Annotated in this window: 19 protein-coding genes; 9 read left to right on the top strand and 10 right to left on the bottom strand. The window is 72.7% G+C overall.

The annotated features are described in order from the left end of the window. Nucleotides 1-63: 63 nt before the first annotated feature. The 3 genes from ACFY1S_RS00960 to ACFY1S_RS00970 form a co-directional block, all read right to left on the bottom strand. The gene (locus ACFY1S_RS00960; RefSeq protein WP_357984008.1) at nucleotides 64-1098 is read right to left on the bottom strand and encodes a 2-oxoacid:ferredoxin oxidoreductase subunit beta; all 1035 of its coding nucleotides are present in this window, start codon (nucleotides 1096-1098) and stop codon (nucleotides 64-66) included. After that, on the bottom strand, nucleotides 1091-2938 hold the full coding sequence (locus ACFY1S_RS00965; RefSeq protein ID WP_364368577.1) for a 2-oxoacid:acceptor oxidoreductase subunit alpha: 1848 nt from the start codon (nucleotides 2936-2938) through the stop codon (nucleotides 1091-1093). The genes ACFY1S_RS00960 and ACFY1S_RS00965 overlap by 8 nt, the downstream gene beginning before the upstream one ends. 289 nt (nucleotides 2939-3227) lie before the next feature. Next, nucleotides 3228-4586: a hypothetical protein gene (locus ACFY1S_RS00970; protein ID WP_387111343.1), complete on the bottom strand. Its 1359-nt coding sequence runs from the start codon at nucleotides 4584-4586 to the stop codon at nucleotides 3228-3230. A 191-nt stretch (nucleotides 4587-4777) separates the two neighbouring features. Between ACFY1S_RS00970 and ndhC the strand changes: the two genes are divergently transcribed. Next, on the top strand, nucleotides 4778-5155 hold the full coding sequence (gene ndhC / locus ACFY1S_RS00975) for an NADH-quinone oxidoreductase subunit A (protein ID WP_139587019.1): 378 nt from the start codon (nucleotides 4778-4780) through the stop codon (nucleotides 5153-5155). 67 nt (nucleotides 5156-5222) lie between these two features. On the opposite strand, the gene folP is transcribed toward ndhC, so the two are convergent. Beyond that, nucleotides 5223-6092, bottom strand: coding sequence for a dihydropteroate synthase (folP, locus tag ACFY1S_RS00980; protein ID WP_387111347.1), 870 nt, complete (start codon nucleotides 6090-6092; stop codon nucleotides 5223-5225). A gap of 152 nt (nucleotides 6093-6244) precedes the next feature. On the opposite strand from folP, the gene ACFY1S_RS00985 reads away from it, so the two are divergent. Then, complete coding sequence (locus ACFY1S_RS00985; protein ID WP_387111349.1) at nucleotides 6245-6832, top strand: DivIVA domain-containing protein; 588 nt, start codon at nucleotides 6245-6247, stop codon at nucleotides 6830-6832. After that, nucleotides 6829-7326 carry an SRPBCC family protein gene (locus ACFY1S_RS00990; protein WP_364368562.1) on the top strand — a complete coding sequence of 166 codons (498 nt, stop codon included), beginning with the start codon at nucleotides 6829-6831 and terminating at the stop codon, nucleotides 7324-7326. Before ACFY1S_RS00985 ends, ACFY1S_RS00990 begins: the two co-directional genes overlap by 4 nt. On the opposite strand, the gene ACFY1S_RS00995 is transcribed toward ACFY1S_RS00990, so the two are convergent. Beyond that, complete coding sequence (locus ACFY1S_RS00995) at nucleotides 7271-8164, bottom strand: sterol desaturase family protein (protein ID WP_387111353.1); 894 nt, start codon at nucleotides 8162-8164, stop codon at nucleotides 7271-7273. The genes ACFY1S_RS00990 and ACFY1S_RS00995 overlap by 56 nt on opposite strands. Nucleotides 8165-8300: 136 nt before the next feature. Here ACFY1S_RS00995 and ACFY1S_RS01000 point away from each other — a divergent pair, with 136 nt between their 5' ends. Together ACFY1S_RS01000 and ACFY1S_RS01005 are read left to right on the top strand one after the other, a co-directional pair. Beyond that, nucleotides 8301-8882 (top strand): DNA-3-methyladenine glycosylase I, encoded by a 582-nt coding sequence (locus ACFY1S_RS01000; RefSeq protein WP_387111356.1) that lies wholly within the window; start codon nucleotides 8301-8303, stop codon nucleotides 8880-8882. A 13-nt stretch (nucleotides 8883-8895) separates the two neighbouring features. Next, complete coding sequence (locus tag ACFY1S_RS01005) at nucleotides 8896-9519, top strand: hypothetical protein (protein WP_387111359.1); 624 nt, start codon at nucleotides 8896-8898, stop codon at nucleotides 9517-9519. On the opposite strand, the gene ACFY1S_RS01010 is transcribed toward ACFY1S_RS01005, so the two are convergent. From ACFY1S_RS01010 to ACFY1S_RS01025, 4 genes are read right to left on the bottom strand one after another with little or no spacing between them, the layout of a single operon-like run. Next, on the bottom strand, nucleotides 9516-10757 hold the full coding sequence (locus tag ACFY1S_RS01010; RefSeq protein WP_387111362.1) for a DUF1501 domain-containing protein: 1242 nt from the start codon (nucleotides 10755-10757) through the stop codon (nucleotides 9516-9518). The two genes, ACFY1S_RS01005 and ACFY1S_RS01010, sit on opposite strands and share 4 nt — an antisense overlap. Nucleotides 10758-10773: 16 nt before the next feature. Then, entirely contained in the window at nucleotides 10774-12072 is a 1299-nt protein-coding gene (locus ACFY1S_RS01015; protein WP_387111365.1) for a DUF1800 family protein, read from the bottom strand. Nucleotides 12073-12131: 59 nt separating this feature from the next. Continuing rightward, nucleotides 12132-12923, bottom strand: coding sequence for an enoyl-CoA hydratase/isomerase family protein (locus tag ACFY1S_RS01020; RefSeq protein ID WP_387111368.1), 792 nt, complete (start codon nucleotides 12921-12923; stop codon nucleotides 12132-12134). Between the two features lie 4 nt (nucleotides 12924-12927). After that, nucleotides 12928-13746: a PaaX family transcriptional regulator C-terminal domain-containing protein gene (locus ACFY1S_RS01025; RefSeq protein ID WP_387111371.1), complete on the bottom strand. Its 819-nt coding sequence runs from the start codon at nucleotides 13744-13746 to the stop codon at nucleotides 12928-12930. A 190-nt stretch (nucleotides 13747-13936) separates the two neighbouring features. Here ACFY1S_RS01025 and ACFY1S_RS01030 point away from each other — a divergent pair, with 190 nt between their 5' ends. Next, nucleotides 13937-14104, top strand: coding sequence for a DUF3117 domain-containing protein (locus tag ACFY1S_RS01030; protein ID WP_007455245.1), 168 nt, complete (start codon nucleotides 13937-13939; stop codon nucleotides 14102-14104). 146 nt (nucleotides 14105-14250) lie between these two features. Beyond that, the gene (locus ACFY1S_RS01035; protein ID WP_387111373.1) at nucleotides 14251-15726 is read left to right on the top strand and encodes a leucyl aminopeptidase family protein; all 1476 of its coding nucleotides are present in this window, start codon (nucleotides 14251-14253) and stop codon (nucleotides 15724-15726) included. 4 nt (nucleotides 15727-15730) lie between these two features. Here the strand turns inward: ACFY1S_RS01035 and ACFY1S_RS01040 are convergent, their stop codons facing one another. Further along, nucleotides 15731-16300 carry an O-methyltransferase gene (locus ACFY1S_RS01040; RefSeq protein ID WP_387114185.1) on the bottom strand — a complete coding sequence of 190 codons (570 nt, stop codon included), beginning with the start codon at nucleotides 16298-16300 and terminating at the stop codon, nucleotides 15731-15733. 302 nt (nucleotides 16301-16602) lie between these two features. On the opposite strand from ACFY1S_RS01040, the gene ACFY1S_RS01045 reads away from it, so the two are divergent. Both ACFY1S_RS01045 and ACFY1S_RS01050 read left to right on the top strand, forming a co-directional pair. Beyond that, entirely contained in the window at nucleotides 16603-18033 is a 1431-nt protein-coding gene (locus tag ACFY1S_RS01045) for a S1C family serine protease (protein WP_387114188.1), read from the top strand. A 76-nt stretch (nucleotides 18034-18109) separates the two neighbouring features. After that, entirely contained in the window at nucleotides 18110-18532 is a 423-nt protein-coding gene (locus ACFY1S_RS01050) for a preprotein translocase subunit TatB (protein WP_387111376.1), read from the top strand. Nucleotides 18533-18589 lie beyond the last annotated feature (57 nt).

Here is an 18589-nt window from a genome sequence, read left to right on the forward strand (position 1 = left end):
CCGGTCAACACGTAAGCGGCCGTCCCCGGATCGGGGACGGCCGCTTACGTCAGATCGGGCGGGTCAGAGGATGGTCCAGGTGTCGCCGCTGCCCAGCAGCCCGGCGAGCTGCTGCTCGGGAGTCTCGGTGACCTCCGCCTTCGCGGCGGCCAGCTGGCTCTGCACCACGCTGTCGTAGGACGGCCGGTCCACCGAGCGGAACACCCCGATCGGGGTGTTGCGCAGGTCCAGACCCGGCAGCCGGGACAGCGCGAACGCGTACGCCGGGTCGGTGACCGTCGCGTCGTGCACGACGATCTCCTCCGGACGGACCGAGCTGGTCTCCCGGACCTCCAGGCCGAAGCCACCGGGCGGGTGCACCACGCAGAACCGCCCGTCGGCACCGAACGTGATCGGCTGGCCGTGCTCCAGGCGGATCAGGTAGTCGTCCCGGGTGGTCGGGTCCTTGAGCTGGTCGAACGCGCCATCGTTGAAGATGTTGCAGTTCTGGTAGATCTCCACGAACGCCGAGCCCTGGTGCTCGGCGGCGGCCCGCAGCACCGACTGGAGGTGCTTGCGGTCGGAGTCGATGGTCCGGCCGACGAAACTTGCCTCCGCGCCGAGGGCGAGGGAGAGCGGGTTGAACGGGGCGTCCGCCGAGCCCACCGGGGTCGACTTGGTGATCTTGCCGACCTCGGAGGTGGGCGAGTACTGACCCTTGGTCAGACCGTAGATCCGGTTGTTGAACAGCAGGATCTTGAGGTTGACGTTGCGCCGCAGCGCGTGGATCAGGTGGTTGCCACCGATGGAGAGGGCGTCGCCGTCGCCGGTGACCACCCAGACCGACAGGTCCGGACGGGACACCGACAGGCCCGTCGCGATCGCCGGGGCGCGACCGTGGATCGAGTGCATCCCGTACGTGTTCATGTAGTACGGGAAGCGCGACGAGCAGCCGATCCCGGAGACGAAGACGGTCCGCTCGCGGGGGATGTTCAGCTCCGGCATGAACTGCTGGATCGCCGCCAGGATCGCGTAGTCACCGCAGCCGGGGCACCAGCGCACCTCCTGGTCGGACTTGAAGTCCTTCGCGGTGAGCTTGAGGGCGACGGGCTCAGACATTCTTCAGGACCTCTTCCAGCGTCGTCTCCAGCTCGGCGGACGTGAACGGCAGGCCGCGGACCTGGTTGTAGCTGATCGCGTCGACCAGGTAGCGGGCCCGGATGACGTGGGCGAGCTGGCCCAGGTTCATCTCCGGGATGACCACCCTGTCGTAGGAGCGCAGCACCTCGCCGAGGTTGGCAGGCATCGGGGCCAGGTGCCGCAGGTGCGCCTGGGCGATGGACAGGCCCCGCTGGCGCAGCTGCCGGCACGCCGCGCCGATCGGCCCGTACGTCGAGCCCCAGCCGAGCACCAGCACCCGGGCGTCACCGTCCGGGTCCTCCACCTCGATGTCCGGCACCGGGATCGTCTCGATGCGGGCGGCCCGGGTACGCACCATGAAGTCGTGGTTGGCCGGGTCGTACGAGATGTCACCCGTCTTGTCGGCCTTCTCCAGACCGCCGATCCGGTGCTCCAGCCCCGGCGTGCCGGGGATCGCCCACGGGCGGGCAAGCGTCTCCGGGTCGCGCAGGTAGGGCAGGAAGGTGGTGCCGTCGTCGCCGTTGGGCCTGGTGGCGAACTCGACCCGCAGGTCGGGCAGCGACTCCACGTCCGGCAGCAACCACGGCTCGGAGCCGTTGGCGACGTAGTTGTCGGACAGCAGGATCACCGGCGTGCGGTAGGTGAGCGCGATCCGCGCCGCCTCCAGCGCCGCGAAGAAGCAGTCCGACGGTGACTTCGGCGCGATCACCGCGATCGGCGCCTCGCCGTGGCGACCGTAGAGCGCCATGTTGAGGTCTGCCTGCTCGGTCTTGGTCGGCATACCTGTCGACGGGCCGGCGCGCTGCACGTCCACGATCACCAGAGGCAGCTCCAGGGCCACCGCGAGGGAGATCGTCTCGCTCTTGAGCGCGACGCCCGGGCCGCTGGTGGTGGTCACGCCCAGCGAACCGCCGTACGACGCGCCAAGGGCGGCGCCGACGGCCGCGATCTCGTCCTCGGCCTGCATGGTGAGCACGCCGAACCGCTTGTGCTTGCTCAGCTCGTGCAGGATGTCCGACGCCGGCGTGATCGGGTACGCCCCGAGGAAGACCGGCAGGCCAGAGCGGACCCCGGCGGCCACCAGGCCCAGCGAGAGCGCCGCGTTCCCGGTGATGTTGCGGTAGGTGCCCGGGTGCATCTTCGCCGGCTTGACCTCGTAGCGGACCGCGAAGTCCTCGGTGGTCTCGCCGAAGTTCCAGCCGGCCTTGAACGCGGCCACGTTCGCCGCCACGAGTTCCGGACGGGACGCGAACTTGCGCTCCAGGAAGCGCAGCGTCGACTCGTACGGACGGGAGTACATCCAGGAGAGCAGGCCCAGCGCGAACATGTTCTTCGAGCGCTCGGCGTCCTTCTTGGACACCTGGTACGCGGCCAGCGCGCCGACGGTCATCGAGGTCAACGCCACCGGGTGCACGACGTAGCCGGCCAGCGAGTCGTCGTCGAGCGGGCTGGTCTGGTAGCCGACCTTCGCCAGGTTGCGCTTGGTGAACTCGTCGGTGTTGACGATGATGTCCGCGCCGCGCGGCAGGTCGGCCAGGTTGGCCTTGAGCGCCGCCGGGTTCATCGCCACCAGCACGTTCGGCGAGTCGCCAGGGGTGAGGATGTCGTAGTCGGCGAAGTGCACCTGGAAGCTGGACACGCCGGGCAGGGTCCCGGCAGGGGCCCGGATCTCGGCGGGGAAGTTGGGCAGCGTGGAGATGTCGTTGCCGAGCTGCGCCGTCTCCGAGGTGAACCGGTCGCCGGTCAGCTGCATGCCGTCGCCGGAGTCACCGGCGAACCGGATGACCACCCGGTCGAGTTGACGGATCTGCTTGGTCACTGTGCCTGCACCTCGCTTCGCTGCGCGCGGTCGCGCGGGCGGCTGAACATGATGGTGACCTCGCCTTGCCCGGCCACGGGACCTCCTTGACGCAACGTTGCACCGCACCGCCCCAGGTGGTCCGGTCGCTGTCGTTCCTCACCTGAGAGCCTACGTCGAACAGACCCCCGAGCTTCCCCGGAGGTCCGCCGACTGGGACCGGAATGGGCCATGATTTGCGCAGTAATGCGACGTTTCGCCCGGCACGCCGTAATCCAGATCACCCGGATCCCAGGTCGAGCGACGCCCGTCAGTCCGTGGGCGGGGGGCTCGGATCCGGCGCCGGGTCGCGCAGCCGGCGCCGCAGCGAGGCGGTGGCGAGAGTGAGGGCCAGCACCACCAGGAGCCCGGAGACCGCGATCAGGATGATCGCGGTGCGCTGCACCGACGACATCCCGCCGTTGCCGGTGGCCCCTCCGGCCGGGAGTACGCCCTGGGAGCCGGTCGGCGCGGGCGGCGACACCACGGGAGTGGCCAGGGCCGCCGCGGCGGTGATCCGGAAGCTCATCTGCACCTGACGCGTCGGGCCGCTGCGCGGGTCGAGCTGGCCGATCACCGCGCCGGACAGCGGCGCCTCGCGCTGCGCCTCGGGCGTCGCCTCCACCGGGAGCCGCAGCTCGCTGGTCCCGTCCGCCGGCACCGTGCCGGCGTCGCAGCGGACCCGCGTGGGGCCGACCGCCACGCAGCCAGCAGGTGGGGCCGGAACGCTCACCCCGGCCGGCAGGACCACCTCGATCCGGCCGGCGGCGTCCACCGTGCCGGTGTTACCGAGCTGGACCGCGAGGGTGCTCGCCGCGCCACTGATGTCGAAGGCCACCTCGTCGGCGTCGAGCGAGATCCCGGGGACCGGCGGGCCGGGCGGGAAGAGCACCGCGAAGCCCTGGTTGTCGGTCACCTCGCCGGTCACCCCCGGCGCGCTCGCGGTGACCCGAACCGTCCCGCTCAGCGGCATCTGCTTCCACGCGTCGCCGGTCACCCGGAGCCGCAGGAGGCTGCTGAACCGCGCGCCCACGCCTGCCGTCCAGGCCCCGCACCGGTAGGTGCCGCCACCGACGGCGGTGCATCCCTTCGTCCCGGCGTCGCTCAGGCCGGGGGGCACGGTGTAGGAGAGCCGTACCCGCTGCGCGGTGGTGCCGGTGTTCGTCACCGTGACGCGCAGCGTCGCGGTCGTACTCGCCGCGTTCCAGTACGCCCTGGTCAAAGTGATGTCCCCGGTGGTGACCTGTACGCCCAGCGGGCTCGGCGGCGTTCCCGGGGGCGCTGGTGGGGCCGGCGGCCGGGGGGTGGACGGCCCGGTCGTGCCGCCCGGCGCGGGGGCGGTGGTCGTCTGCGCCGGGGGCACCTCCGGAGCGGTGGTCACCGCTGCCGGCGGGGTCGTCTCGGGAGGCGGCGCGGTGGTCTCCGGGGCCGGTTCGGTGGGCGACGGGTCGCCTCCCGGGTCCTCGGTCGGGGTGGGCTCCTGCGCCGGCGTGGTCTCGGGGTCCGTCTCCGGTTCGGTCACCGGGTCGGTCGCCGCGGCGGCCATCGGGTACGCGCGCGGCACCGCCGCGCCGGCGAACGTCGGGGCCACGGCGAGCGCCGCCGCCAGGCCGAGCGCCAGCGAGGTCACCAGCAGAGTTGTCGGGCGCGGCCCTGCAGCCCGGCGATCGGGCGAGACCTTCACGCGGGCCATCTGTCCTCCGGTGACATGAGTGGGATTCCAATATTCGGTAACAGTTGCCCCAGTGCACTAGTCCCGTCCGGAAACAAATCCGTAACGTGTTCGGATCGGCCGCCCCGCTTGGGCGCTAGGCTGCCCATGTGACCGGTTACCTGGGCTCTTACGCGACGCTCGGGCTCCTCCTGCTCGCGAGCGTCCTGTTCTTCGTAGTGGCGTTCTCGGCCAACCGGGTGTTACGTCCCGCGCGTCCGGCCGACCCGCCCGGCAAGCGGACCAGCTACGAGTGCGGGCTCGACCCGGTCGGCGCGGACTGGGCGCAGATGCAGATCCGCTACTACGTGTACGCGTACCTGTACGTGCTGTTCGCGGTCGAGGCGGTGTTCCTCTTCCCGTGGGCTGTGGTCTTCGACCGCCCGGGGTTCGGCCTGGTGACGGTGGTGGAGATGGCGGTGTTCGTGGCGGTGCTGGCGCTGGGCATCCTCTACGCGTGGCGTAGGAACATCCTGCGCTGGACGTGACCGCCGAGGGCACCGGCGATCGCGCCGGTCCGCCGGACCGTTCGCGGCCGGTTACGGCGACGACCGGTCAGGCCAAGCCCCGACGGGTCGCCGCGGGCGGGCGGTCACCGCGGATCGAGGCCACCATGTCCAGCACCCGACGGGTGGGCGCCACCTGATGGGCCCGGAACACCCGGGCACCCAGCCAGGCGGAGATCGCGGTGGCGGCGAGCGTCCCCTCCAGCCGCTCGGTCACCGGCAGGTCGAGCGTTTCGCCTATGAAGTCCTTGTTGGAGAGCGCCACCAGCACCGGCCAACCCGTCCCGGTCAGCTCGTCCAGCCGACGGGTGATCTCCAACGAGTGCCTGGTGTTCTTGCCGAAGTCGTGCGCCGGGTCGATGAGGATGCCGTCGGGGCGTACCCCCGCCGCCACCGCGCCCTCGGCGAGCCCGGTCACCGTCGCGACCACGTCGGTGACCACGTCGTCGAACGCGGCCCGGTGCGGACGGGTACGCGGCACCAGCCCGCCCGCGTGTGAGCAGACCAGGCCCGCGCCGGTCTGCGCGGCCACCCGGGCCAGCGCCGGGTCGGCGCCCGACCAGGTGTCGTTGAGCAGGTCCGCGCCGGCGGCCACGGCCTCCGTCGCCACCTCGGCGCGCCAGGTGTCGATGGAGATCACCACCTCCGGGAACGCGGCCCGGACGGCGGCGATGGTGTCCACCGTGCGCCTGATCTCCTCGGCGACGTCCACCTCGGCGCCGGGGCCGGCCTTCACCCCGCCGATGTCGATGATGGCCGCGCCCTCGTCCACCGCCCGCTCGACGGCGCGCAGCGCGCTCTCGGCGGCGAAGGTGGCACCCCTGTCGAAGAACGAGTCCGGTGTGCGGTTGACGATCGCCATCACCACCAGCTCGTCCGGGGCGAACGTCCGCCCGCCCAGCCGAAGCGCCCCGGCCATGCCCGCCTCCTGAGGATCCGCACCGGCGCCGCCGCGTCGGTGCGTCCCGACGCTAGCCGGTCGGACTGCCGCGCCGCAGTGCGGCCGTGGGCGCCGATCGTGATCGGGGTGGTGGGGTCGCTACCGGCCGGCCGTCGTGCCACGATCAGTGCATGGGTCAGCTTCTGCTCCTCCTGGTCGTCGCGTTGACCGTCGCGGCTGTCGTTTTCGGTGTGACGGTGCTGGTCAGCGGTCGCGACCCCGGCCTGGTGCCGGTCGAGCCGGATTCCCAGGCCGTGCCGCTGCCCGGCACCCGGCCGCTGCGCGAATCCGATGTGGGAGCTGTCCGTTTCGACACAGGCCTGCGCGGGTACCGAATGGCCCAGGTCGACCAGGCGATGCGCCGCGCGGCGTACGACATCGGCTACAAGTCGGAGCTGATCGGCGTACTGGAGTCGGAGGTCATCGCGTTGCGTGAGGGCCGTACCGCCGACGCGGACGTGCTGCGCAAGGCCCGCGAACAGTCGGCGAGCGCGGCTGAGCAGCCGGACGCCACCTCCTCCCCGGCGGACGCCGACGGCGTGGCTCCCGTCGACGGGGCGACTTCTGCCGACGACGCCGAGCCGGCGGCCCCGCTCGGCTCGACCGACGCCGACGAGCGGGCCGACGCCACCTCCTCGACCGCGGACGCGGACGGCGTGGCCCCCGCCGCCGACGACACCAGCAGGAACGACGCGGTGGTCCGGTCGGAGTCGGCGTGACCGGCCCGGAGGGCGCCGACGATCTGCGGGAGGCGGCCCAACCCGGCGCCGGCGAGGTGACCGCCACGGTGATCGTCGACGCCCCGGCGGAACGGGTCTTCGCCGCGTTGCTGGCCTGGGAGCGCCAGTCCGACTGGATCCCCTTCACCCGGGTGCGCGTCGTCGAGGGCGACGGTCGCGAGGGCAGCCGGATCGAGGCGGTGACCGCGATCGGCCGGGCGACCCTGCGGGACGAGATGCGGGTCGTCCGGGTCGACGAGCCGTACGAGATCGGCGTGGTGCACTACGGCCAGTTGCTGCGCGGCCCGGGTGTGCTGCGCTGCACCCAACTGGACCGGGCCCGCACCCAGGTCGTCTGGCACGAGTGGTTCCACCTGCCGGGCGGCCCGGCCGGCCGGCTGGCGTGGCCGGTGCTGTGGCCCGGTTCCAAGCTCGGCCTCACCCAGGCGCTGAAGAGGTTCGCCCGTCTGGTCGAGCAGGGCCGGCTGCCCTGAGCACGCCCGGCGTCGGCTGCCATCCCGGTGCCCTGAACAGGTGGCCGGCGCGGTGCCGCCAACTCGCCGCGGAGCGCACGTCCCGGCCGATCGACGCGTACTCGTGGAAGGCCACCCGGACCGGGTTGTAGCTGCCGACGTTCTTGGTGAGCCCGTACACGCAGCGTTCCCGCTCCGGCGCGAACGAGCCGAACAGCCGGTCCCAGACGATCAGGATGCCGCCGAAGTTGCGGTCCAGGTAGCCGCCCTGCGAGGCGTGGTGCACCCGATGGTGCGACGGGGTGTTGAACACGAACTCGTACCAGGGCGGCATCCTGTCGATGCGCTCGGTGTGGATCCAGAACTGGTAGAGCAGGTTGACCGACCCGCAGAACGCCACCACCGCCGGGTGTACGCCCGCCAGGACCAGCGGGATGTAGAAGATCCAGCTGGTCAGGCCGGTCCACGGTTGGCGCAGCGCGGTGGAGAGGTTGAACCGCTGCGACGAGTGGTGCACCACGTGCGACGCCCAGAGGATCCGGATCACGTGGTGTCCCCGGTGCGACCAGTAGTAGAAGAAGTCCTGCGCGAGCAGGACCAGTGGCCAGGTCCACCAGACCTCGGCCACCCGCAGCGGGGTGAGCGCGTAGAGCAGCGCGTACGCGGCGGCGATCGGCACCTTCCAGAGCAGGTCGGTGAAGACGCTGCCGAGCCCCATGGCGAGGCTGGTGGCGGTGTCCGCGCCGGCGTAGCCGACCTCGTCGTCGTCGCTGTGCAGCAGGTAGGACACCCGCTCCAGCACGATGAGCAGCAAGAAGGCCGGGATCGACCAGGCGATGACGTCCGGGAACTCCTTCATCGCGCCACCTCCAGTGCCGTCGGCGGTGGGGGAGCACCGGTGGGTGACCCGGTCCTACCGGTCGGTAACAAGCACCATAGGCAGCCGGGCGGCCGGTGGCAATGGGCTGTCGGTGCGATGCCCTAGCGTGGTCGAGGTGACTGACCTGGTGATCGGCGCCGACGGGCTGGCCCGCTGCGCCTGGGGGGCGAGCACCCCGGACTACGCCGTCTACCACGACACCGAGTGGGGGCGGCCGCTGCGCGGCGACGACGCCCTCTACGAGCGGATGACACTCGAGGCGTTCCAGTCCGGCCTGTCCTGGCTGACCATCCTGCGCAAGCGTCAGGCGTTCCGGCTCGCCTTCGACGACTTCCACATCCCGACCGTCGCCCGGTACGACGACGCCGACGTGACCCGGCTGCTCGCCGACGCGGGCATCGTCCGCAACCGGGCCAAGATCGAGGCGGCGGTCGCCAACGCCCGCGCCGCGTTGGAGCTGCCCGAGGGGCTGTCCACGCTGCTGTGGTCGTTCGCCCCGGAGCAGCGGCCAGCCCGTCCCTCCTCGTTCGCCGAGCTGGCGCCGATCACCCCGGAGTCGACGGCGATGGCCAAGGCACTCAAGAAGCGCGGCTTCCGGTTCGTCGGCCCCACCACCGCGTACGCGCTGATGCAAGCCACCGGAATGGTCGACGATCACATCGTCGGCTGTCACGTCACCCTCCCACCGGCGGCGTGATGAGATGGCAGGCATGACGACCGAGACCGCACAGCGGGCCGGTGCGGCCGGCAACGCCGACGAGACGGGCACCTGGGCGGTGCTGCTGCCCGCCGAGCGGTACGAGGCCGAGCGGCTCGTGCACCACGACACGCTGGAGCTGACCGGGCTGACCGACGTCGCCCGGCCAGGGCCGGGCGACCAGGTGGCAGTGCTGGTCGACGCGCCGCCACGGCTGGTGGCCCTCGGCCGGGTCACCGAGCCGGGACGACGCCACCGCGAGGACCCGGACGACCCGCAGTCCCCGGTCGAGCCGGGCACGCTCGTCGTCGCGTACACCCGGCGGGCCTTCGACGAGCCGGTGCCGGCCGACCTGCTCACCCTCGACGGGCCGGTCACCGCCCTGGAGCCGGCGGCCTTCCGGGCGCTTGCCGACCAGCTCGGCCCGCCACAGGCGCGACGCACCTGGCTGGTCAGCCTCGACCTGCCCATCGAGGCCGACACCCCGGCCGAGGCGGTCCGCCTGTTCTGGTCCTACGTGCAGGAGCTGGGCCCGCGCGAGCTGCCCGCGTTCGTGTCACCGTCCGGCGACGAGCTGGCAATGCAGGCGTTCGTGCTGGGCGCCGAGGCCAACCAGGACCCGGAAGAGGACGACTAGAAGAGCTTGTCCAGGCGTCCCCGCCAGTCGGCGAGCACCGGGCCCGGGTCGGCGCCCAGCACCCGTTCCAGAAGCGTCGCGTAGACGTCCCGGAAGTCGGTTGTGTATTTCAGGTCGCCGTCGTCGAGGTCGGTGAGGCTGGGCGCCTCGCCGTGCCAGCCGCCGCGTACCCCGGCGCCGAGCAGCAGCATGTCCGACGCGGTGCCGTGGTCGGTGCCGTCCGAGGCGTTGGCCTTCACCCGGCGACCGAACTCGGAGTAGACCGCCACCACCACCCTGCGGCCCGCCTCGGTGCGGGCCATCCGGTCGGCGAACCCGGTCAACGCCCGGTCCACCTGTCCCAGCAGGACGGCCTGCAACTGCTTCTCGTCGGCGTGCGTGTCGAAGCCGCCAAGCGACACCGAGAAGGCCCGGGTGGACACCCCCGCCTCGACGCACTGGGCTACGAGGTCCAGCTGCGCGTCGAGCGGTGTGCGGGCACCGCCGGTGGCGGTGGCGGGCGCCTGCTCGCCGTCCGGGTCCGCCGCGTCCGGGTCGGCCGAGTCGCGTACCTGGCGGATCATCTCGTCCACCGAGCGCAGGTCGGCGAAGCAGGCGGCCGCCCGCCCCCGGGCCGCCGACTCGCCCGCCTCGGGGGCGGCGAATGCGGCAAGCGTCTCCGCCGACAACCCCTTGGCGGCCTTGCGGTCGGTCACCGGCACCGCGGCGCCGGCGCTACGCTCCCCGGCCAGCAGCGGCGGCAGCGCAGGCTCGAAGGAGACCGCCAGCCGGGGGTCGCCACCCGCCCGGTCCAGCCAACGGCCCAGCCAACCGGTGGTGCCCGGCCGGTCCGGTTGCGCCGTGTGCCAGATGTCCATCGAGCGGAAGTGGCTGCGGTCCGGCTTCGGGTAGCCGACGCCGCGCACGATCGCCAGCCCACCGTCGGACCAGCGCTGGTGCAGGCCCTCCAGGGCCGGGTTCAGGCCGAAGTCGTCGTCCAGGCGCCGCACCTCCGAGTCCGGGTACGCCAGCTCGGGGCGGGCCGCCCGGTAGGCCGGGTCGCCGTACGGGATGACCGTGTTCAGGCCGTCGTTGCCGCCGTACAGGGTGACCAGCACCAGCGTGCGCGACTGCGGGTCGCTGTCGCCGGCGGTGTCCAGCAGGTCCCGCAGGCTGTACGCGCCGGCCCCGGCGGCCAGCGCGCCCGCGCCCACCACTCCGCTGGTGAGCAGGAACCTCCGTCGGGTCAGGGTGTCCATCTCTCGACTCCTCCGCTCAGCTGACTGTGTACTCGGGGCTGACCAGGCCGGCGGCCAGCAGCTTGCGGGGCTCGCCGGCCAGTGGGGTCAGGGCGGCCCGGGTGCGGGCGCCCCAGCCGTCGACGACGAGCAGCCGGGCCAGCGCGTCGGGTCGGCCGGCGGCGGGCGCGGCGGTCAGCCGGTCCAGCACCGCCGGTGCCGTGGCGGCGGCAAGCATCCCGGCCAGCCGGAGTCGGGCCTGCAACGACGAGGTGGTCAGCCAGGCCGCCCCGGCCGGCCAGCCGCCCACGCTGGGCGGGCGCAGTGGCACCTGGTCCAGTGCGTTCAGCCCGCCCAGCAGTTGTTTGCGCTGCTGCTCGGGCAGCGCCGACGGGCGGATGCCGAGCTGGCGCAGCGCGCCGACCAGCCACTCCACCGGCTGCTTCACAAGCGTGCCCCGGCTCTGCGCGAAAGCCGGCGCGGACAGGACCGCGCGCAGGGTCGCGTCGGTGTCCGCACCGGCCAGGCCGTCCGGCGCCGGGACGTCGGCGCCGGCGTAGCGGAACCACAGCCGCCCGGCCACGAACGTCGCGGCCCCGGGCTGGGCGGCCAGCAGTCCGGCGTACGCCTCGGCGTCGAACCGGCCGCTGCGCCCGAGGATCGTCTTCTCCCCGGGGTCGTGCCGGCGCGCCTCGAATCGGGCGGTGCCGGCCCGCCGGTCCACCACCCAGCCGGTCAGCGCCCGCGCGCCGGCCTTCACGTCGGCCTCGGTGTAGCCGCCGATGCCGAGGGTGAACAGCTCCATCAGCTCGCGGGCCAGGTTCTCGTTCGGCGCCTTTCGGGTGTTCTTCTGCCCGTCCAACCAGATGATCAGAGCCGGGTCGCGCACCATGGCGGCGACCAGTGGACCGAGCGGCCCCCGACCGTGCCGGCGCAGCGTGGCCAACTGCCCGAGCATCATCGAGGCCGAGCGGACCTTCTGCGCGCTCGTGGCCCAGTGCCCGTGCCAGAAGAAGAGCAGCTTCTCGCTCAGCCCGTCCTCGGCGACCACCATCCGGTCCAGCCACCACTCGGTGACCTGCTGGAGCTGCCTGCGGCGCTCCGCGTTGGCCTTCTGCCGCTGCTCGCGGGTGGACTCCCTGGTCAGAGCGGCGTACGGGTCGGCGGGCAGCGCCGGCGGCGGGGTGGCCGCCGCGCCCCGGTCGGCCCGGCCCGGGGCGAGCAGCCGATCCAGCGTCGCCGCCGGCCCGGCGGGCTCGGCCGCGTCCACCTCGTCGGCGGTCGGCCCGAAGGTGGCCCGGCGCAGCAGGTGTGCCACCGCTTCACGATCGCTCATGGGAGCCGACGCTAGGCGGCAGGTGTTCGAGGACGGTAAGGCCGAGGTGCGAATCGCGTTCAGTGTCCCTCGAAGACCGGTTTCTGCTTGGCGACGAAGGCGAGGGTGGCCGCCCGGTGGTCGTCGGTGGCACCGCAGATCGCCTGCGCCTGCGCCTCGGCCGCGAGGGCGTCGGCGAGGGTGCCGGCGTCGGCGATGGAGAGCTGCCTCTTGATCGCCCCGTACGCGACAGTGGGGCCGGCCGCCAGCCGGGCGGCCAGCTCCTGCGCGACCGGCAGCACCTGCTCGTCGTCGTCCGTCAGCCGGTTGAGCAGGCCCAGCTGGCAGGCCTCCTGGGCGCGTACCGGCTCGGCGAGCAGCAGCAGCTCCACCGCCTTGGCGTGGCCGACGAGCCGGGGCAGCGTCCACGAGGTGCCGGTGTCGGCGGCGAGGCCGACCTTGGCGAAGGCCATCAGGAAGCTGGTGCTCGGGCCGCCGATCCGGATGTCGGCGAGGAATGCCAGGGAGGCCCCGGCTCCGGCGGCCATCCCCCGGACGGCGGCTACGACAGGCTTGGGCAGGTTGGCCAGCCGTGCGGCGATCGGGTTGTAGTGCGCCCGGACGGTGCCCAGCGGGTCGGCGGAGCTGTTCTCCAGGGTCGACACGTGCTCGCGCAGGTCCTGACCGGCGCTGAACGACCCGCCCGCCCCGGCCAGCACGACCGCCCGGCAGGACCTGTCGGTCTCCAGCTCCGCCAGCGTGTCCCGCAGCGCCTCCTTCAGCGCCACGTCGAGCGCGTTCATCGCGTTCGGCCGGTTCAGCGTGAGGGTGACGACGGCGTCGGTCCGGTCGACGAGCAACGGCTCGGTCACGTGTCTAACGACCCTTCTGTCTGACGAGGCGGCTGCCGGCGTCGAGGCAGTGCTCGACGTACCGGTCGGCGGCCGGACGCAGGCGGGCCGCGTGCCGGTCGAAGAAACTGGCCGCGGCGGTTCCGGGCCAGCGCTCGGGCAGCAGCGCCGGGGGCAGCTGCGGGTCCCGGAACAGGAAGGTACGCCACGCGTGCACGAGCCTGAACCGGGCCGCGTACGCCTCCTCGTCGCTGCTGCGCACGGTGACCGCGGCGAGCAGGGGGCGCTGGTCGGCGACGAAGCGTTCGTACGCGTGGCCGATCTCGGTGAGGTCCCACGCCCGGCGGACCACGCCCATCGCCCCGGGCGTGCCTGAGTAGTGCGAGGCGGTGAACCGCTCGAACCGGATGCCGGCCTCGGCGAGCAGCAGGTCGACGTCCTCGCCGGGCCGGGTGGCCACCCAGGTCTGCTCGTCGAGGGTGCCGTAGCCGAGGAAGCTCAGGGTGGCGGCGAGCCGCTGCCGGTCCCGGCGGGAGCCGGGCGCCTCCAGGACGAGCAGATCGAACCGTCCGTCCCACGTGACCCGGCCGGTCCGGTAGATCCGGGCGGCCGCCTCGTCGAGTCGGCGGGCGGCTTTTGGCGTGATCGAATATCCCGGTCCGGATGCCAGACGGAGCGGGTCGAGCCAGCCCTGTCGCACCATCCGGGACACGGCGGTGCGAACTGCCGGCGGTGCGATTCCCAACGGTGCCAGTAGCTTGACCAGGGCGGCGACGGGTGCCCGGCCACCCCGGGGCCTGAGGTGGTCGCCGTACAGGTCGAAGAGTGCCGACCGTGCCTGCATGACCGCACATTGTGACAGGCCTTCTCAAGATAAGCTAGATGCTGTTACATCAATGCTGCTCCGGTTTGGGTCCGGCGGTGTTTATCAGGGAAAATCGTTGGTCGACACCTCCGCGACGGTTGCGGGCGGTCGAGACGAAGTGGCTGTGGGGCAACCCACCGACCCTGGTGTAGGTCTGAGGGGAGACAACATGGCGGCGATGAAGCCGCGGACGGGCGACGGTCCGCTGGAAGTCACCAAGGAGGGTCGGGGCATCGTCATGCGGGTCCCGCTGGAGGGCGGTGGCCGGCTCGTCGTCGAGATGACTCCCGACGAGGCCAACGCGCTCGGTGACGCGTTGAAGGCGGCCGCCGGCTGAGTGAGGAGTGGCCCGGGGGGTGCACGCCGCCCGGATCGTTCCCCAGACCCTGAGCCACCGGTACCACCGGTGGCTCAGGGTCTTCATCGGTGCGGGCCGGCAGGTCCGGTCCCGCTCCGCGACATTTCCTGGAGGTGCGGTTCCGCGTGCTCGACATCCGTCTCGTCGCCGAGTCCGACCGGCTCGACGTCCTCGTCCTGCCCGTCCGTCCAGCCGGTCAGGCCACCGGGGGTGAGGCGTCGGCAGTGCCGGCGCCGACCGCCGTGGCACCCCCGGACGGCACCGCCGACGAGGCGGACGCACTGACGCCTGTGGCCCGGCTGACCGGTCGGGCCGGCGAGATCCGCACCCAGCTCCGACCCGGGCGTACCCCCGGACGACTGCTGCTGCTCGGCATCGGCGACGGCGACGAGGCGGCCTGGCGTACCGCCGGGGCCGCTCTGGCGCGCTCTTGCGCCGATGAGACGCACATCACCATCGCGCTGCCGACCGAGGTGACCCCGGCGGTCGTCCGTGGCCTGTCCGAGGGCCTGCTGCTCGCCTCGTACCGGTTCCGGCTCACCGAGGCCGGCGACACACCAGTGCTCGGCGGCGTCGACCTGCTGCTCACCGACCCGGCCGCGTACGAGTCGACGGTCGCCACCGCCCGGACCACAGCGGCGATGACCCGCCTCGCCCGCGACCTGACCAACATGCCGTCCTCGGAGAAGAACCCGCAGTGGTTCGCCGAGCAGGTGGCGGCCGCCGCAGCCGACCTTCCGGGCCTGGGACTGCGGGTCCGTGGCCCGGCCGAGCTGGCCGCCGAGGGCTTCGGTGGGATCCTCGCCGTGGGCGGCGGCTCGGCGAGCGGTCCCCGCCTCGTCGAGCTGGACTGGCACCCCGCCGGCGCGCGCACCCACGTGGTGCTGATCGGCAAGGGCATCACGTTCGACACCGGCGGCATCTCGATCAAGCCGGTCCCGGCGATGAAGCTCATGCGCAAGGACATGGCGGGCGCGGCTGCCGTCGTCGCGGCCACCCTCGGTGCCGCCGAGCTGGGGCTGCCGATCCGGATCACCACGCTGGCCCCGCTCGCGGAGAACATGGTCAGCGGCTCGGCATTCCGCCCCGGCGACATCGTCCGGCACTACGGCGGCATCACCAGCGAGACGACCAACTCCGACGCGGAGGGCCGGCTCGTCCTGGCCGACGCGATGGCGTACGCGGTGCAGCAGCTCAAGCCCGACCTGCTACTCGACCTGGCGACGCTCACCGGCGCCAACGCCGTGGCGCTGGGCAAGCGCACCGCAGCCCTCTACAGCGACAACGACGAGCTGGCCGCCGACGTGCTGGCGGCCGTCGAGGCGGCCGGCGAGTCCGCGTGGCGGATGCCGCTGCACACCGACTACGTCGAGTACCTGGGCAGCGAGATCGCCGACCTGTACAGCGCGCCCGCCCAGGGCGCCGGGTCGGTGCTTGCCGCGCTCTACCTGCGCGAGTTCACAGGTGACCTGCGGGACCGCTGGCTGCACCTGGACATGTCGGCTCCGTCCTGGGCGGACGGCGACCAGGCCGAGGTCAGCCGCGGCGCCACCGGCTGGGGTGTGCGCTCGCTGCTGCGCTGGCTGGCCAGCGTCGCCTGACGGGTCAGCACTTCACCGCGGCGAGCACTCCGTGCCCGACCGGGAGCAGCGCCGGAATCCAGTGCTCCGACTCCCGGACCGCCTTGATCGTCTCGCGGACCGTCACCGTCTCGGCGTCCCGGGCGGCCGGGTCACCGATCCGGCCGCCGGCCAGCATGCCGTTGAGCGCGAGCACGCCGCCCGGGCGCAGCAGTCGCAACGCGGCCTCCACGCAGGCGTGGAATCCCGTCGCCTCGGCGTCCACGAAGACCAGGTCGTACGCGCCGTCGGCGAGCCGGGGGAGCACGTCCAGCGCGCGACCGGTGATGATCCGGGTACGGCCGGCGGCGAAACCCGCCTCGGCGAAGATCCGCCTGGCGATCCGCTGATGCTCCACCTCCAGGTCGATGGTGGTGAGCACACCGTCGGCGCGCATGCCGCGCAGCAACCACACACCGCTCACCCCGGTGCCGGTGCCGATCTCCACCACAGCCCGGGCGTTGCCGGCGGCGGCGAGCAGCCGCAGCGCCGCGCCGGCGCCGGGAGTGACCGCGTCGAGGCCCACCTCGTGGGCCAGGCTGCGGGCGGTACGCAGGACGAGATCCTCGGTGACGTACGACTCGGCGAACTGCTGAGCCTGGGTCGTCGAATTGCCGGAACCGGCGACCGTGGCGATGGGGCACCTCCGGGGGCGGTGCGTGGTGCGGGGGCGGGTTGGCACTGTGAGCGTAGAGGCGACCGTTCCGGGACGCAGCCGCGGCTTCCGTCGTACGCGATCACCGGGGGCAACCGCTGACTCCACCGCGCGCATCCGTGCAATCCTGGAGGCGGTATCCCGTCAGCCGCGCCCACACCGGACCGTGGGCCGGGCGACGCGGCGCGGGATCCGGGGACGGACTGGGAGGCACCGACGTGACCGACGGCTGGGACTGGCGCCGGGGCGGTGAGACTCCGGCGCCGGTGCGACCGACCGGGGCAGGGGTCCCGCCTGCGGGGCCACCGGGCGCGCCGGGGGCCGGCAGCGCCCCTGTGGCGGCGCCGGGCGGCGTACCTGCGGCAGGGGGCCCGCCACCGGTGGCTGCCCCGTACGCCGGGTCGCCGGCACCTGGTGGGTCCGGCGTCGGCCCGTCGCCCTGGTGGTCGGACGCGCTCGCCGATCCGTGGCGGGATCCGGCGGCACCTGCCGCGGTGGTGGTGCCCGCGGTGGTGGCCGCCGGCACCGAACCGGAGCCGGTCACCGATCCGGACGCGTCGCCGGGCCGCCCGGCGCTGCGTCATCTGCTGCTCATCCCGCTGATCACCGCTCTGCTCGCGGGCGCCCTCGGCGGCGCCCTGGGGTACACGTTCGCGGTGCGTGGCGGGGCGGGCGCGACGGTCCTCGGTCAGGAGGCGGCGCAGCCGCCCGCGCTGGCCCAGCGCAAGCCGGAGTCGCTGGCCGGGGTCGCCGAACGGGTGCTGCCCAGCGTGGTCACGGTGCGGGTGAGCAGCCTCGGCGGCACGAGTGAGGGTTCCGGGTTCATCGCCAGCGCCGACGGCCACGTGATCACCAACGACCACGTGCTGGCCGGAGGCAGCGGCAAGGCCTCGGTGGTCTTCAACGACGGCAGCACCGCGCCGGCGACAGTGGTCGGTCAGGACCCGGAATCGGACATCGCGGTGATCAAGGTGAGTCGGACGGGACTGCGACCTGTGGAGTTCGGCAACTCCGACGCGCTGGCCGTGGGCGACCCGGTGCTCGCCGTCGGCTCGCCGCTCTCGTTGGCAAACACGGTCACCGCGGGCATCGTGAGCGCCCTGGACCGCACGATGCAGGCCGGGGAGCCGGGTGGGCCGGTGCGGTACTACGCGGCGATCCAGACCGACGCGGCGGTCAACCACGGCAACTCGGGTGGCCCGCTCGTCGACGGGGCCGGACGGGTGGTCGGGGTGAACTCGACGATCAAGTCGTTGGTCGCCGAGGGGCAGGAGGCCGGCAACATCGGCCTCGCGTTCGCCATCCCGATCAACCAGGCCAAGCGGGTGACCCAGGACATCATCGGCACCGGCAAGGCCCGGCGTACGGTGATCGGCGCCCAGGTGGGTGGCCCGGGCGCGGGTGCCGGCGGCGGCGTACGGCTGGCGGCGGTCGAGCCGTCCGGGCCGGCGGCCGGCGCCGGGCTGAGGGTCGGTGACGTGATCCTGAAGCTCAACGGCCGGCCGATGACCGAGCCGACCGATCTGATCGCCCTGGTCCGCAAGTTCGCGCCCGGTTCGGTGGTGACTGTCGAGTTCCGGCGTGGGTCCGATCGGCAGAACACGTCGGTCACCCTCGCCGCGGACGCCAAGTGAACAGCGGCGCACCCCCTGCCCGAAAGCGGCCTCACGTGCGTAGTCTTGCTGCTGACGCCGAGAGGAGGCCCGCGGGATGCTCGACAACCTGAACTGGTGGGAGATCGGTGCGCTGCTGCTCCTGGCGCTGTTGATCTTCGGTGACCGGCTGCCCGCCGTGATCACCGACGGCCTGCGGTTGGTGCGTAACCTGCGCAACATGGCTCGCAACGCCACCGGCGACCTCAGTCGCGAGCTGGGCACCGACATCCAGCTGGAAGACCTGCATCCCAAGGCGTTCATCCGCAAGCACCTCCTCAGCGAGGAGGACGAGGCGGCGATCCGCAAGCCGTTGCAGGGCGTCTACGACAACCTGCGCGCGGACGTCAGCGGCGTGCACGACGACCTGAAGGACGTGGCGAACGCCGCCGACATCAGGTCCACCGGCACGCGTCCCGGCACGGCCACCGGCACCCCCTCGGCGCCGGCCCCCCGGGTCAGCTACGACGACGCCACCTGACCGACAGGGCACCTCGACGAACGCGCCCCGCAGGCTCGAGTGGCCGGCGGGGCGTCG

This window comes from Micromonospora sp. NPDC000663 (assembly GCF_042898105.1).
In the GTDB taxonomy this organism is placed as follows: domain Bacteria; phylum Actinomycetota; class Actinomycetes; order Mycobacteriales; family Micromonosporaceae; genus Micromonospora.